This window comes from Fluviicola sp. (genome assembly GCF_039596395.1).
GTDB lineage: Bacteria > Bacteroidota > Bacteroidia > Flavobacteriales_D > Crocinitomicaceae > Fluviicola.
The window spans coordinates 1659548-1675854 of sequence record NZ_JBCNJT010000001.1; the positions used below are offsets into that span (position 1 = coordinate 1659548).

12 protein-coding genes are annotated in these 16307 nt (G+C 44.1%); 5 read left to right on the plus strand and 7 right to left on the minus strand.

Going from position 1 to position 16307, the window contains the following annotated elements; all coding sequences use genetic code 11:
• Positions 1-27: 27 nt before the first annotated feature.
• From ABDW02_RS07375 to ABDW02_RS07385, 3 genes are all read right to left on the minus strand, one after another.
• Positions 28-4758: a T9SS type A sorting domain-containing protein gene (locus ABDW02_RS07375; protein WP_343633648.1), complete on the minus strand. Its 4731-nt coding sequence runs from the start codon at positions 4756-4758 to the stop codon at positions 28-30.
• 97 nt (positions 4759-4855) lie between these two features.
• Positions 4856-7480, minus strand: a complete 2625-nt coding sequence (locus ABDW02_RS07380; RefSeq protein WP_343633650.1) for an ATP-binding protein — start codon at positions 7478-7480, stop codon at positions 4856-4858.
• 313 nt (positions 7481-7793) lie between these two features.
• Positions 7794-8399, minus strand: a complete 606-nt coding sequence (locus ABDW02_RS07385; RefSeq protein WP_343633652.1) for a Fic family protein — start codon at positions 8397-8399, stop codon at positions 7794-7796.
• A 131-nt stretch (positions 8400-8530) separates the two neighbouring features.
• Between ABDW02_RS07385 and ABDW02_RS07390 the strand changes: the two genes are divergently transcribed.
• The 4 genes from ABDW02_RS07390 to ABDW02_RS07405 all read left to right on the plus strand — a co-directional run bounded on the left by ABDW02_RS07390 (position 8531) and on the right by ABDW02_RS07405 (position 12264).
• A complete protein-coding gene (locus tag ABDW02_RS07390) occupies positions 8531-9577 on the plus strand; it encodes an SIR2 family protein (RefSeq protein WP_343633654.1) in 1047 nt (348 codons plus the stop codon).
• A gap of 192 nt (positions 9578-9769) precedes the next feature.
• Complete coding sequence (locus tag ABDW02_RS07395) at positions 9770-11128, plus strand: hypothetical protein (RefSeq protein ID WP_343633656.1); 1359 nt, start codon at positions 9770-9772, stop codon at positions 11126-11128.
• A 101-nt stretch (positions 11129-11229) separates the two neighbouring features.
• Positions 11230-11640, plus strand: a complete 411-nt coding sequence (locus tag ABDW02_RS07400; RefSeq protein ID WP_343633658.1) for a hypothetical protein — start codon at positions 11230-11232, stop codon at positions 11638-11640.
• A 183-nt stretch (positions 11641-11823) separates the two neighbouring features.
• The gene (locus tag ABDW02_RS07405) at positions 11824-12264 is read left to right on the plus strand and encodes a nuclear transport factor 2 family protein (protein ID WP_343633660.1); all 441 of its coding nucleotides are present in this window, start codon (positions 11824-11826) and stop codon (positions 12262-12264) included.
• 44 nt (positions 12265-12308) lie between these two features.
• On the opposite strand, the gene ABDW02_RS07410 is transcribed toward ABDW02_RS07405, so the two are convergent.
• The 3 genes from ABDW02_RS07410 to ABDW02_RS07420 form a co-directional block, all read right to left on the minus strand.
• On the minus strand, positions 12309-12803 hold the full coding sequence (locus ABDW02_RS07410) for a DinB family protein (protein ID WP_343633662.1): 495 nt from the start codon (positions 12801-12803) through the stop codon (positions 12309-12311).
• A gap of 9 nt (positions 12804-12812) precedes the next feature.
• Positions 12813-13307, minus strand: a complete 495-nt coding sequence (locus ABDW02_RS07415; RefSeq protein WP_343633664.1) for a YbhB/YbcL family Raf kinase inhibitor-like protein — start codon at positions 13305-13307, stop codon at positions 12813-12815.
• A 69-nt stretch (positions 13308-13376) separates the two neighbouring features.
• Positions 13377-14255: an AraC family transcriptional regulator gene (locus tag ABDW02_RS07420; RefSeq protein WP_343633666.1), complete on the minus strand. Its 879-nt coding sequence runs from the start codon at positions 14253-14255 to the stop codon at positions 13377-13379.
• 182 nt (positions 14256-14437) lie between these two features.
• Between ABDW02_RS07420 and ABDW02_RS07425 the strand changes: the two genes are divergently transcribed.
• Entirely contained in the window at positions 14438-15502 is a 1065-nt protein-coding gene (locus ABDW02_RS07425; RefSeq protein ID WP_343633668.1) for a PA0069 family radical SAM protein, read from the plus strand.
• A 217-nt stretch (positions 15503-15719) separates the two neighbouring features.
• Here ABDW02_RS07425 and ABDW02_RS07430 read toward each other — a convergent pair whose 3' ends face one another.
• Positions 15720-16109, minus strand: a complete 390-nt coding sequence (locus ABDW02_RS07430; RefSeq protein WP_343633670.1) for a hypothetical protein — start codon at positions 16107-16109, stop codon at positions 15720-15722.
• Positions 16110-16307 lie beyond the last annotated feature (198 nt).

A 16307-nucleotide genomic window follows, 5' to 3' on the forward strand; every position in this document is an offset into this window, starting at 1 on the left:
CGGGGATTTTTCAATCAAAGCAAGGTTCTATTGCTTCACAAACTTCACATTCGCTCCTGATCCGGAACGGATAAAATAAACTCCTCTGGTCAGTAAGCTCACATTCAATGTGTTTTTACCGGGTTGCAATGTTTCCGACAGGATCGTTTTCCCCGCCATGTCGATGATCGTTATCTCTGCGGATTCTATTGCTTCAATAAACAATTGGTCGGTCACGGGGTTCGGGTAAACATTCCAGCCGTTTTGTTCCAACGACTCTACTCCTACTGTAGAAATGACCACACAATTCGAAGTATCCGAACAGTTGTTTTGCGTCACGATTACTGCGTACGAACCGTTTTGGACCGGGTTGAACGATGCATTCGTTGCTCCTGCGATTGCCTGGTTCGTTGTACAATTGATCCATTGGTAAGTCGCACCGGTTGCAGCTGCAGTTATCGTAATTCCGGATGTATTGACTGTTGTATTCACACTGTTGACAACCACCGTCATCGTTGCCGTTTGAACACATTGTCCGGATGCCGGTGTAAATGTGTAAGTGGTCGTAGCTGTATTATTCACCGCCGGACTCCACGTTCCGCTGATGCCGTTAGTGGAAATCGCTGGAAGTGTAATCGTTTCTCCCGAACAAATCGCCGGAATAGCTGTAAAGGTCGGTGTAACCGTATTGTTTACTGTAACAGTCATTGTTGCAGTAGACGCACACTGGCCGGAGTTCGGAGTGAACGTATAAGTGGTCGTTGCCGTGTTATTGATCGCCGGACTCCACGTTCCGCTGATTCCATTCGTGGAAGTGGCAGGAAGCGTAAAGGAATCTCCCTGACAAATGGCCGCTACCTGGTTGAAAGCCGGGGCCGTCAAAGTTCCGTTCACAGTAACCGTCATCGTTGTGGTAACTCCGCATTGCCCGGTATTCGGGGTAAATGTGTAGGTTGTGGTGGCGGTGTTGTTGATCGCAGGACTCCATGTTCCGCTGATTCCGTTCGTGGAAGTAGCAGGAAGCGTAAATGATTCACCGCTACAAATCGCAGGAATTTGGTTGAATGCCGGTGTGATCGAAGGTGTATTCACCGTTACGGTCATCGTTGTAGTTGTGGCACATTGCCCCGCATTCGGCGTAAAAGTATACGTGGTCGTTGCAGTGTTATTGATGGCAGGACTCCACGTTCCGGTTATTCCATTGTCGGAAGTAGTTGGAAGTGTAAATGATCCGCCCGTACAAATCGCTGCAACCTGGTTGAATGCAGGAACAACCGTATTATTTACGTTAACGGTCATCGTTACAGTACTTGTGCAACCTCCGCTGTTTGGCGTAAACGTGTAGGTGGTTGTAGCTGTATTGTTGATCGCAGGGCTCCATGTTCCGGCAATGCCGTTATTGGACGTTGCTGGAAGCGTAAATGATCCGCCTGAACAAATAGCAGGAACCTGGGTAAAAGTAGGAACAACCGCATTGTTTACGGTAACGGTCATCGTTGCGGCATTGGCACACTGTCCGCCATCGGGTGTGAATGTATAGGTCGTGGTGGCGGTATTGGTGATCGCAGGATTCCACGTTCCGGTAATTCCGTTGTTGGATGTAGCCGGAAGTGCAAACGATCCCCCGGAGCAAATCGGGGAAACCTGTGTGAAAGTTGGGTTGACTGTTGCAGTGACTGTCATTACGATCGTATTGCTGGTAGCTGTTAGCGGTGAAGCACAGGCTGCATTACTGGTCATGACACAAACCACGTTATTGGCGTTGGCAAGCGTTGAACTTGTAAATGAAGGACTATTCGTTCCAACGTTGGTTCCGTTGATTTTCCATTGGTAGGAAGGTGCTGTTCCGCCGTAAGTGGGTGTAGCGGTAAATGTCACACTTTCTCCCTGGCAAATGGAGGTAGCAGATGCAGTAATCAACACAGCCGGAGTACAAGCACTCGGCGGCGGGCCGATCAAACAAATACTGAAAGTAGCGGTGCTCAAAGAAGAAGATGTGTTCAAAACACGGATGTAATACGTCTGTCCTACGGTCAATGTATTCAATACCGCCGATTCACTGATCCCCGATCCGTTTTGGTTGCGGCAAAGGATTTCAGTTCCCGTACAACTCCCTTCAAACACCTGGAAACCATGGTTCAACCCGGAAACAGATCCTAACTGCACGGTCATGCTGGTTGCGGTTGCTGTGAAGCGGTACCACGCATCCTGTGAAGTTCCTGATCCGCAGGAAGGTGTATTCCCGTTCAGCATTGCCCCGCTGAATGTGCCTGAAATAGTACTGCAGGTATTATTCGGCATCAACTCGATGGCGTTTACACACAAGTCGTTCACCGGCACCGGGTATTTTTGAATGCAGATCCCGAATGATAAGGTCGATAAGTTCCCCGAAACATTGAAAACGCGCACATAATAGAGTTGTCCGGGTATAAAATCGTAGTAAAAATACCCTTCGCTGATACTCGTACTGTTGTTATTGATACAATGTAAAACCGGACCGTTGCAGCTGCCCTGGATGATCTCAAATCCATGATTCAGGCCGGAAACAGACTCCAGGCTGATTCGCATCGTGGAATCTGTTGCTGTAAATTTATACCAAACGTCCTGGGAAGTGGTTCCCTGCCCGCAGGAAGGAGCTCCGCCGTTCATCATCGCTCCGCTGAATGTTCCGTAGGTATAGTTGCAGCTTGTTGATGGGGTTAAAGTTGTGGCATTGACACAACGGTCATTGACAGGCACCGGGTAATTTTGAATACAAATCCCGAATGATAGCGTCGATAAATTCCCGGAAACATTGAAAACACGGACATAATACAGTTGTCCCGGAATAAAATTATTGTTGAAATAACCTTCGCTGATGCTGGCACCGTTGTTATTGATGCAATTCAAAACGGGTCCATTGCAACTGCCCTGGATAATTTCAAATCCATGATTCAGGTTCGAAACAGATTCCAGGCTGATCCGCATCGTGGAATCTGTTGCTGTGAATTTATACCAAACGTCCTGGGAAGCGGTTCCCTGCCCGCAGGAAGGAATTCCGCCGTTCATCATTGCTCCGCTGAATGTACCGTAGGTATAATTGCAGCTTGTTGACGGTGTTAAAGTCGTGGCATTGACACAACGATCATTGACAGGCACCGGGTAATTTTGAATGCAAATCCCGAATGATAAAGTAGATAAGTTCCCCGAAACATTGAACACACGGACGTAATACAGTTGTCCCGGAATAAAATTATTGTTGAAATAGCCTTCGCTGATGCTGGTACTGTTGTTATTGATACAATTCAAAACCGGACCGTTGCAGCTGCCCTGGATGATCTCAAATCCATGATTCAGATTAGAAACGGACTCCAGGCTGATCCGCATCGTAGAATCTGTTGCGGTGAATTTATACCAAACGTCCTGCGAAGCAGTTCCCTGCCCGCAGGAAGGAGTTCCGCCGTTCATCATCGCCCCGCTGAATGTACCGTAGGTATAGTTGCAGCTTGTTGATGGGGTTAAAGTTATGGCATTGACACAACGGTCGTTTGCAGGGACCGGGTAATTTTGAATGCAAATCCCGAATGATAAGGTCGATAAGTTCCCGGAAACATTGAACACACGCACATAGTACAATTGTCCGGGAATAAAATCGTAGTAAAAATACCCCTCACTGATACTCGTACTGTTGTTATTGATACAATTCAAAACCGGACCGTTGCAGCTGCCCTGGATGATCTCAAATCCATGATTCAGATTAGAAACGGACTCCAGGCTGATCCGCATCGTAGAATCTGTTGCGGTGAATTTATACCAAACGTCCTGCGAAGCAGTTCCCTGCCCGCAGGAAGGAGCTCCGCCGTTCATCATTGCTCCGCTGAATGTACCGTAGGTATAGTTGCAGCTTGTTGATGGGGTTAAAGTTGTGGCATTGACACAACGGTCATTGACAGGCACCGGGTAATTTTGAATGCAAATCCCGAATGATAAGGTCGATAAGTTCCCGGAAACATTGAAAACACGTACGTAGTACAATTGGCCGGGGATAAAATTATTGTTGAAATAGCCTTCGCTGATGCTGGTACTGTTGTTATTGATGCAATTCAAAACGGGTCCGTTGCAGCTGCCCTGGATGATCTCAAATCCATGATTCAGGTTCGAAACAGATTCCAGGCTGATCCGCATCGTAGAATCTGTTGCGGTGAATTTGTACCAAACGTCCTGGGAAGCAGTTCCCTGCCCGCAGGAAGGAGTTCCGCCATTCATCATTGCTCCGCTGAACGTACCGTAGGTATAGTTGCAGCTTGTTGACGGGGTTAAAGTCGTGGCATTGACACAACGGTCATTGACCGGGACAGGGTAATTCTGCACACAGATCCCAAAGGAAGATGTACTTACAGAACCGGAAGCGTTAAATACCCGCACATAGTACAATTGTCCGGGAATGAAGTTATTATTGAAATAGCCTTCGCTGACACTGGTCCCGTTGTTGTTCACACATTGTACCACTGTTCCGCCGCAGCCACCCTGGATAATCTCAAATCCGTGGTTCAAACCCGACTGCGACGACAAGGAAATGCGCATGGTAGAATCCGTTGCCGTGAATTTATACCACACGTCCTGCGAAGACGAAGTAGCACAAGCAGGAAGCGGGGCATTAATCGTCATTCCACTAAAGGAACCGTTGGTGTAGTTACATACCGCATTCGGTGTCAGCGTCACTGCTGTCGCACAATCATCCTGGCCGAAAGCAGACCAGATAGACGCGATAAAAACAAAAAAGAGAGCGTATTTTGTCATGATGTTATTGTTTACTGCGCAAAAGTAAACGGCAGCTTTCAGGGCCGCATGTACGGATGTTGTAGATCCGTTTACTATTGTTGCATCCGCAGTAAAATCAAGGTTTCCCCATCATTTGGCTCGGGCTTTTCCCGAAGTGTTCCGTAAAGGATTTGGTGAAATAAGACTGGCTGCTGAAACCGCATTTGTAGGCAATTTCGGTAATCGTTCCGTCGCCGTTCAATAATAAGTCTTTGGCTTTTTCAAGGCGTACCATGCGGATAAAATTCGTGGTCGAGAAACCGGTCAAAGCGGCCAGTTTGCGGTGAAGCTGACTTCTGCTGACCGCCAGGTCACTCGAAAGCTCATTCACCGAATAATCAGAATCGTCGATGTTGCGGACAATGCAGTCAATGACTTTATTGACGTAAGCATTCCGGCTTTTCAAGCGCTCTTCAAAGGTTTTTTCCGACTGGATCGAAGCCGTGTACGCTTCTTTATTACGCTGCACCGTGCTGAACAGGTTGCGAATGGTCAGTTTCAATTCTTCCGGTGAGAAAGGTTTCGAAATGTAGGCATCTGCCCCGTGCTGCAATCCTTCCAGGCGGCTTTCCAGGGAAGCTTTGGCAGAAAACAAGACAAAAGGCAAATGATTGGCCAGTTCATCCGAACGGATTTCGCGCAGCAATTCAATTCCGTCCATTTCCGGCATCATGACATCCGAAAGCACGATATCCGGTAAATTTTCACGGATCAGTTCCAACCCTTCACGGCCATTCTTCGCGTGAACAATCCGGAATTCGTCTTTCAATACCGAAATAGTGAAAGCTGCCGTATCCGCGTCGTCTTCAACCAAAAGCAGCGTGGCCCGCGATTCTTCTGTTCCATCATCATTTAATCCGAAGCGGTTGAAAACCTGCTTTGGATTCTCACTCTGAACCGGTATTTGCACCTGGAAAACCGTCCCGAAATGGCTGCTTTGCAAGGCAATTGTTCCACCGGCCAATTCCACCAATTCTTTAACCAGCGATAGTCCGATTCCCGTTCCTCCGGTTTCATGGGCGTGTTTTCCACGGAAAAAGCGACGAAATACCTTCTTCTGATCCCTCTTCGGGATTCCGGGACCGTTGTCCACCACTTTCAGGATCAGATTGTTCCCCGCTATCTTTGAAAGAACGGTAATCTCCGATTTCACCGGGCAATATTTCACCGCATTGCCAAGCAGGTTGGACAGGATTTTCTCCAGCGCATCAGCCGGGAACGAATGGTTCTCCTCCTGCTCTTCCAGCTGACAGATGATCCGGATATCTTTCAGATTCGCCTCGCCGGTAAATTGATCAATAACACTTCCGATGAATTCGTTCAGGTTCCCGTTCATATAATTCAGCTGGTAGCTGCCTTTTCCGAGTTTGGAAGCATCCAGCAGTTCATTCACCAGCCGGATCAGTTTTTGGGAATTGCGCTCCATCAGGTCCAGTTCTTCCGGGTATTTTTTCTGTTGCTTCATGACCTGGATCGGTCCGTTGATCAACGTAAGCGGAGTACGGATCTCGTGGAAAATATTCTCGAAAAGACGCAGTTTTTCCTGTTCGAATTGCCGTTCAATGCGTTTGCGCTGGAAAACCAGGTAAGTAATGAATCCCGCAACCAGGAAGAGCGAAACCGCACAGAAGACCAGGATATTCTGCTGGTTTTTCCTGCGTTCCAGTTCCTGCTTGTTTTGCTGGATTTCCTTTTCCTTTTTCTCACTTTCGTACTTTATCTCCAGTTCTTCGATCTCTTTTTGCTTTTCAACCGAAAAAATGCGCTTGTGAGCCTCCGCTTCCAGCTTCTTGTACTTGTAAGCATTCCTGAAATCCCCGATCGAATCGTACAGGGTGCTGATCCGTTCATACAAAGCAGGTTTGTAGGAATCTTCCGGGCGTTTTTCATTGGTTGAAATAGCCAGTTTCATATAGTTAATGGCGGTTGCGTACTCTTTTCGGTCAAAATAATAATCGCCGAGGTTCTGGTAAGCGTTCATTTTCAACAGGTAATCCCGGTACTTCTCAGAATATTGGAGGCTCAGTTCGTAATAATACACGCAGGAATCCGGCTGAATACTCTGGTAAGCCGCTCCCAGCGAATTGTAAACCGTTGCCAGGTATTGTTCCTGTTTCTGCTTCAGCAAGGTCTTTTCGGCTTCTTTCAATGTCTTCACCGACTCATCAAACGACTGCTGCATGATTTGCACAGATGCCAGGTTGATCGTGATAAGCACATAATACCGGAAATCATTCGCCGCCTTCTTGGCTTCCGACGCACGTTTCATGTACTGTTCCGCCTTCTTCACATCATTCATCAGGAAATAGCACACCCCGATCCCGTTGTAAATCGTTCCGGACAATGATTTCTCGTCGTGTTTCTCGGCCAGTTCCAGCCCTTTGAAATAAGATGCGAGTGCTTTCTTTAATTGATTCTTTCGCTGGTAAGCTTCACCCGTTGCGGAATACGAACGGATCACCAATACATGATTGCTGGTACTTTTCCCAATAGCACGGGCTCTTTGCGCATAATAAATACAGGAATCCGGGTATTCTGCCAGGAGCAAATTTGCCAGTTCCATATTCAGTTCCCCTTCCCGCTTCCCGTGTGCCGACTCTAGCAACATACGCAACGAATCGGCCGGCTCTTGCTTAGCCAATAACCACTGAGGAACCAACAACACAAAAACAACCAGCAAACAACCAACAACACTTCTCATCTGGCAATAAGGTTTGAATAAGTACAAAAATAGCGCTTTTAGCCAGAAGAACTTAGCCTATAGTGTTTGAGAGTTCTATGCTCCTTCCCGAACTTTCTGTCTATAAAAAAGATCGTGAGATGCAACGCCCTTCCCATAATTTTGTATCTTTATACTAGAATGAAAAATTCTGTCAAAAACAGCAAAGGATCTGTCAAAACGGATCGCAGGGATTTCTTAATGAGAACTGCCCTTGATACTGTTGTGTCCTTTAAATTGGAAGGAATCATTCTCACTTTTGAAGAAGCTTATAAAATGGCTGAGGCAGCTGCTTCTAAATTTGAAAAAGAAGGCCGATTAAATCTTGCATAGGTTTATATGTTCCTGCTGCCTGCTGTATCGCTTGAATGTATCTGCTAAACATTTCTTCATCATCCAATCGCTCAAACAGAATACGTCCGTAACCTGCTTTTTCAGCCATTAAGTTCGCTAAAACTCTCGCCGTTCGTCCATTTCCTTCCCTGAAAGGATGGATGAAAAGAAGTTCAGCATGAATCTTTGCTATATCTTCAATCAATTCTGAAATATTTTGGTATTCTCTTCGAATATCTGCTAGTAATCCTTTGTCAAATTCTTTCAAAGTATTATCCAAATGAAATGCTGAAGGAAAACGGAATCCAGCCTTCGACATATCCACCTTTCTGACCTTTCCTGCAAAATTATAAACATCCCCAAGGGCAAGTTCATGAATTCTAAAAATATATTTCAGATCAAATTTCGTTTCTGAATTTAATTCTGAACGCAATATAATTTGAGCAGCAATAAATCCTCTGGCCTCAGCAATTTCTAACTCATGAAGATCAACTATATTCAATTTATTTGGAAGGACTTTTCCTTCTTCTTCATCCGAAGGTATTTTATATTTATTTCTACCTTTCATTTTTTAAATTTCCGTTTTGAATAGCCTATCTAATTTAAGAAAATTGAAAAGACCAAATCCTTGTATCCGGATTTTTCATTACTATTGAAACAACTTTCAATTCACTGGTATTCAACACTAAACTATTCCTGATGTCTGAAGATGCTCTTAACGACCTGAAAACCGCCTACAAAAGCGGGAGTTTAAACCTTTACCTCGGCGCCGGGGTTTCTGCTGCAAGCGGGCTGCCCAACTGGAAACAACTGGTAGTCAGCATGTATTTCCGCTTCATGAACATTGAGCACTGGCACTCCATCAAGCCTTTCCCCAACTATTTGTACGCAATGGGCGAATGGTACCTCAATAAAACCGGCGAATCGCTCGACATCATTATCCGGAAGCTGAAAACGCACCTTTCCGACGAAGAATTCCTGAAAATCCTTTACGAATGCCTCTACAATCAATTCGATGAAGTGGCCGTGAGGAATCCTTTTGATAATGCACTGGCTAATGACCTGTTGAACGAGATCACGGCGCTGGCGGCTCAACCCGACAGAAAACTTAATTCCGTGATCACCTACAATTTCGACGATTTGCTGGAACAATCCTTCCAAAGCAAACAGATCGATTACACTTCCGTGTTTGACCTGGGAACTTTGCCGCAAAACGGTTCCGTTCCCATTTATCACCCGCACGGTTTCATGCCTTTTGAGAATCCTTCTCCGACTGTTCAAAGCACCGGCAACATCATTCTTTCGGAAGACGATTACAATTCCATTGCCAGCAACAGCCATTACTGGGCAAACCTCATCCAGACCAGCATGCTCACACAGGGAACCGGCCTCATGATCGGGCTCTCATTTTCCGACCGCAACCTGCGCAGGCTCATCGACCTCATCGCCAACATCCCGCTGAATACCAACAACTACATTTTCCTGAAAAAGAACTCCATGCCGGAATTCACCGAAGAAGATTCCCGCCAGATCAAACAAAAAGCCGAAGCCATCCTGGATAAAATGCGCCGGGCAGCCGTCAAAGTAGACAGCGCGGTCTACGAAAACTGCCAAACAATCCTCACCGAGCTCTTCCGCATGGACGAACAGATCACCCAACGCGTATTCGATGAAATGCGCCTCCAACCGATTTGGTTTACGGAATACCCCGAAATAACAGAGTTTGTGAGGAAGATCCAGGAGTGAAAGAGTTCTAACTGTATGAATTCAACCTCATGTATTGAACTAACTTTTTAGCCAACTCACACAATCGTTTGAGTGGACTTTTGAGATTTATGATTAGAATTGAGGCGTTAACGTAACGATGAACTATTTGCTGAACCTAAATTGCTAGCAAAGTCATCATAATAATATCTAAGGAACACTAAACTGAAACCAATGACTGGCGAACAATTAGATTTGAATCTACACACTTTTTTAAGACATATTGATTCTATTAGGGATACTTTACCAATGACTATATTATTACTTCAGCCATATAATAAAAAGGCTAATGATGACTTCCTTAAATTTTTGAAGAATAATGTTAAAGAAATAGAAGAAGATGACGGAAAAAAACGCATACTTGTAAAACAAGATGAAGCTAAAGTTTTTGAAACGCTTGAAAGAAATGCCTCTACTTCTAGCTTAGCAAGTAAAATTATACCTGAAAGTCTTTTTGTATCATTGATATCTCAATATGATGCATTTCTGACAAGACTTTTAAGAGCTATTTATGAAATAAAACCAGAATTATTAAATGGTTCTGAAAGAAATCTTACTTTTTCACAATTAGTTGAAATGAAATCTATTGATAATGCCCGAGATTTCATTATTGATAAAGAAATCGATACAGTGTTACGTAAAAGCCATTCTGAACAATTTGATTATTTGGAAAAACTTATTGGCATCAAGCTTAGAGAAAAACTTCCAGTATGGCAAACATTTATTGAAATTACAGAACGAAGAAACCTACTAGTTCATTGTGACGGAATTATTTCAAACCAATATTTTAAAAATTGTAAAGAACATCAATGCGTTGTCAATGAAAAATTAAAAGTTGGTGATCGACTTGGTGTTCCACCAGATTATTTTAGAGAAGCGTATGAATGTCTATTTGAGATGGCTGTAAAGCTATCTCATACTATTTGGAGAAAATTGTTACCTAGTGATCTAAAAAATGCGGATAGAGATTTAAATGATGTCTGTTTCAAATTGCTTAATGCCGAAGCCTTTAAACTAGGCGATATACTGCTTGTCTTTGGTTATGAACAAAAAAAACATTTTAATGATTCATTTAAAAATGTTTTTATTATTAATGCGGCGCTCTCAAAATATCTTCAAGATAAAAAAGAAGAATCAAGAAAAATTCTTGATACAAAAGACTGGAGTGCAAGTTGTGATGACTTCAAACTTGCTCATGCTGTACTTACTGAAAAGTATGATGAGGCATATCTAATAATGAAAAAAATTGGAAATAATGGAGATGTCGATAGATCGGATTATAAAGAATGGCCATTATTCACAAAAATTCGTGACGAGAAAAAATTCAAAGAAACTTATAAAAAAATATTCAATGAAGAATATTCTGTTTTAGAAACACCAAAACGACCTGTCCAAGAACTTATTTCTAAAGAGATTAAAAGTAATAAGTTGCTTAAGGAAAAAACAGTAAAAAAAGTAGCATCAGCCAAAGAAATAAAAGAAAAACAAGATATAGTCATTAATGAAAAGACTAAATCAAAACGAAAAAAATAACCAAATCACTCATTAAATTCTCTAAAAAACATTAACAGTAACAGCTTTTGAAAATACTGTTTCCTTCAATAAACCCTTACATTTAAAGTCTCCAAACTAAAATGACTGACCAAAAACAGCTGCATAAAAATCTGATTATTTCAATCATTGCGCTTGCAAGTGATAAGCAGTGTCAATTGGATTATACGATTCCGGGTTGCGCAATTTGTGACCTAACAGAGGATTTTTATACTTATGGCAAATATTGCTACAATCCGGATAAGTACAGTCTTGAACAAAATATCGGGATTGGAGAGCTATTATCAATCGTTGACCATTTCTGTACTCTGGACAATGAATGTTTCGATACGGATGTTTTGGATCAAAGTGATTGGACTACAGTCAGACACAAGGCCAAAAATGTGCTAAAAACATTTGGTTATGAATTGACGGAACTCCCAAAAAGTGTTGAGGTTAAAGATGGATTTTGGCAAGTTAACACCCTTAATTATGAATTGAAAAAGATCGAATAATATTCGATTTTCAAATGTTTGAGTAAATTCCATACAAAGATATTATAACAGCGATTGTAAAAATTCTCTCTGCGTAATCCGCTAAATCTGCGAGCCCCCCCAAAAAATCCCAACATCTTTTAACGTTCCCCTATTCCCGCTTGTTGTATCTTAGGGTATCATTGATCCTTAAAAACAAACACCATGACGGAGATTCAAAAAAATCAGATCATTACCGAACTGGCCGAAGCGCTTCAGAACACCGATTACAACAAATTCCTCACTTATTTTGAAGAAGGCGCAGTACTGGAATTACCCTTTGGTGCTGCCGGCGGAACCTCGTTCAAAGGACCCGACGAGATCAAAAAACACTTTGAAACAATCGCTTCAGATCCAGTCACCAAAGGCATTCACACCGAAGAAGTTATGGCAAAAAGCTATCACAGCGATCCCTTCACCATCGTGGAGTATTTTACCAAAGGAAGATCGGTCAAAGCTGGCGGAGCTTTTCACATCCAATCGGCGGTGGCATTCATCCGCTTCGGAGAATCCGGGATTGTTTATTACAAGAACATTCCCAACACGGAAGGACTGGCAAAAAAAGCCGGAATCCAGAACGGAAATGAAAAACAAAACGAAGAGTAAACCATTATTTAAATCCGAAGCGGTTGAAAACCTGCTTTGGATTCTCATTCTGTCAAATAGTACGTCGCCAAATCCACAGAAGACAACTCCGTAAAACCCGCCTGGCGCAGCAAAGTCACCAATTGCCCGCGGTGATAGGTCGAATGGTTCACAATATGCGCGAAACTTTGCCAGTAGAGCATGCGGCCTACTCCGCCCCTGGGATACCTGAAAGTAACCGGATCTGACAAGCGTTCTTCCGGAAATTCGTTTACAAATTGTTCCATGCCTTCCGAAGCCAGTTTCCAGGTGGCCAATAAGTCATTAGTTGAGCCCCTAAATTCGGAAGATAGATACACGGCATCGGGTGAACAGTTCCAGAAATCGATCCAGATCTTTTCTGCACTGGCAATGTGGAGTACGGTTTCCCGGACACTGCTGAAGCTGCTCGTATGAACCTGATTCCATTGCTCCTCCTCCAGTTGTTCCAGCCAACCCATGACTTTCCTATTGGCCCAATGCGTGTAGTTCATCAGGCCTTTGAAATACTGCTTATTCATGAGAGATATTTACTGTTTGGCGTAAATCAATAAGGATGCCTTTGCAAGTGCGTTGCCGTTTAGCAGAAATCCGGTAAAGGCCGCGCTGGTGTTTTCTCCCGCTTCGATCGGTTCTTTCAGCGCGTAAACCGTGATCTGGTAGCGGTGCAGCTCTCCTGCCGGCGGACATGGCCCGAAATAGCCTTTCAAACCGATATCGCTCAACCCGCCAAGTGCGCCTGCGGGCAGTTTGTTTGTTTCCAGGTTACCGGCGTCGCTTTCCAGGGAATGAACGGAAGCCGGAATGTTGTAAACCACCCAATGCCAGAGGCCGCTCCCCGTTGGGGCGTCCAAATCGTATAGGGTTACGGCAAAGGCTTTCGTTCCTTCCGGGGCGTTTTCCCAATGCAGTTCCGGCGATTTGTTTTCTCCTGCGCAGCCATTCCCCACTCCGAAATGCGTGTTGGTAAATTGTCCGCCCAGTTCGTTGCTTTTCAATGTAAATGTTGATCCTTGTGTGCTCATCTTTCTTTGCGTTTTAATGATTACTGCAAAGTTAGAGGGAACACTGCGCCTGAGTTTGTCGCTAATCGGTCAAAGATTGTCGGAGAAAGCTCGTTTTTGCTGCTGGAATTCTTTCGGACTCACCCCGTAAACCTGCTTAAACGACTGCGAAAAGCTGGAATGGTTCTCATACCCGACCTTGTAGAACACTTCTCCGGGATGATCGTTCTCCAGCAGGAAGGTTGCGGCCAGTTCCATCTTCTGCTGCAAAAAATACTGGCGCGGGGTAAGCTGATAGAGTTTTTGGAACCGGCGCTTGAAAGTGGAAACACTCGTGTGGCATAAAAAAGCCAGTTCTTCCAATGTCAGGTTGCTCGTTATGTTCTGCTCCACCGCTTTCCGGATTTCCAGGTCGGAATACTCTTCCTGGCTGCGGATTTGAAAGGACAAAAGCTCTTTCGGATAGTTTTCCAGCAGGTAAAGCATCAATTCTTCGAATTTCAAAGCAATTTTCTGCTCCGAAAGCCCCGGCGTCTCCTGGTTGATAAACTTCAGCGACTGGATGTAATTCCTTATAAACTCATCCTTTTCAAAAACAACAAAAGGTTTCTTATCCGCTGACAGGTCGGGAGAAATCCTTGAGATCAAAGAGGCATATTTCGTGAAAAACCGTGTTAAAGCCGCATTCTCAAAGAAGAGCAAAGTACTGCGGTAAGGTCTGTCTTTGGAAAATTTCTCAGACATCAGGCAATTCCCGGAAGAAAGCAGGATGAATTGCGCATCGGTAATCGTGGTCCGGCTATTGGCATAATGCACCACTTTCTCTCCCTGTTCCACCAGAGTAATAAGGTTTTGCTGCAGGTCGATGCGGTTCTTCAAAACCGGGTTTGTGGAAACATGGTTGAAGAGTCCGAACAGGTTTTCTGCCGGTTTTGCTTCTTGCTGTACCTGTTTTTGCATTTGGGCCATGGATTCACGGTTTATAAAACAAAGATAGGAAAATCCCGCCGCGAATGAGCCGCCCTTCAGGGTATTAAGTCAAGATAAACAACATTTTATTTAACAATTGATTAGTTATTAATCATTTTAAAACTAAAATATAATCAGTAATTTTGTTTTTACTTGCTATTGCAAGCATCAAACTAGTAAATATGTCCGACAATTTTCGTTATAAAAATGGCCGCGGAGCCCAGGTAAATCCGCACAATCGGTTCTTTTCACAGGAAAAAGGCGATGATTTTGACGATATTGATCCTGCCGAAGAACCGGAATTGCGAACCAAATTCATCGATGTCCATCCGAAATCGATTGTGAACAAGCTTTCCAGTCCGGATATCGGCATGTACTACTCGCTCAATCCTTACCAGGGATGCGAACACGGTTGCACCTATTGCTACGCAAGGCCTACACACGAATATTGGGGCTATAGTGCAGGAACGGATTTCGAGCGCATCATTCTCGTGAAGAAAAATGCCCCGCAGCTTCTGGAAGAAACGCTGAACAAAAAATCATGGAAAGTGCAGACCATCACCATTTCCGGGAATACCGACTGTTACCAGCCCTGCGAACGCGATTACGGGATCACGCGAAAACTACTCGAAATCATGCTCAAATACCGGCATCCGGTGGGAATCATCACCAAAAACGCCCTGGTCACCAGGGATCTCGACATCCTGGAAGAATTGGCCAGACTGAATTTGGTGTCTGTCAACATCAGTTTAACCAGTTTGAAAGAAGACCTTCGCAGGAAACTGGAACCGCGAACCGCCACCAGCCACAAGAAACTGGATGCCATTGAAAAACTGACACAACACGGAGTCCCGGTAAATGTACTGATGGCGCCGATTATCCCGGCTTTGAACGACGATGAGATTTTTTCGATTGCGGAAGCTGTAGCCAAACGTGGCGCTCTGGGCATGTACCACCAGATTGTGCGGCTCAATGGCCCTAATGGGGAGATTTTTACCGATTGGGTCACCAAGAATTACCCGGATCGCGCCGAAAAAGTATTGAACCAGTTGCGCGACATGCATGGCGGAAAACTCAATGACAGCCGTTTCGGGGTACGCATGAAAGGCGAAGGAGTGTATGCCATGAACATCCAGCGACAGGTGCAATTGGCCCGCAAAAAGTTTCTCCCGTCAACACCCTTCCCGCGCCTCCGCACAGACCTGTTCCAAATTCCCGATACCAGCGGACAAATGAAATTGTTTTGAGAAACTCAAAAGTACCCTGAAATCTGAGGATTATTTAAAATGTACACAGATCGTAAGGACCTGGAACAATCAGATGACAATGCTAGCAACCCATTATCTGCGTTAATCTGCGCCATCTGCGTGAAAAAAAGATTCGTAGCATATAAGATAGAAAATCTCCAAAACAAAAAAAGGAACCTGCCGCAGCAAATTCCTTTCTTGATTAATTCTTAAACAATTAAACAGTTGCATCCAATAGATCGGATGTTTCTGCCTTTTTAGATCCAATTGCTCCTGAACCATATTCTTTACGAAGGAAATCTGCAACATTGTCACGCAATTTCACTTGTTTCGGCTTGAAAGCAGTTAAAAACACGATGAACGGGATCAAAACTCCCAAAAGAAGGATAGACAACGCAAAAAGCATTTGCCCTCCCATAGTAGGAAATGTCTCAGTTAAACGCACAAATCCCTTTTTCTCACCAAAAATCTGTGCACCTGCAATTTTACCTTCTCCGATGATCAAAACTTTCGGACCTCTGAATTTTACAGTGTATTCAGGAAATGCAGCTTCCAGTTTTGGCTTTAATTCAGCCAATGTATACGGCTGTTCCACTTTTACTTTCATAGTAATCAGTTTTAGTTTGACGGGACTAAAATAACACCTTTTTTTAAATGAGGAAGGAGTTTGAAATGAATATGGAAAGATCATGCCTTTGCAAACTATCCCGTACTAATGCATTTCACTTCTTCTCACATATGTAAAACAACCAACCGGTTCCGGCCTCCAAAAAGAAAGAAAAACGGGTCATATACGGGTCAAGTA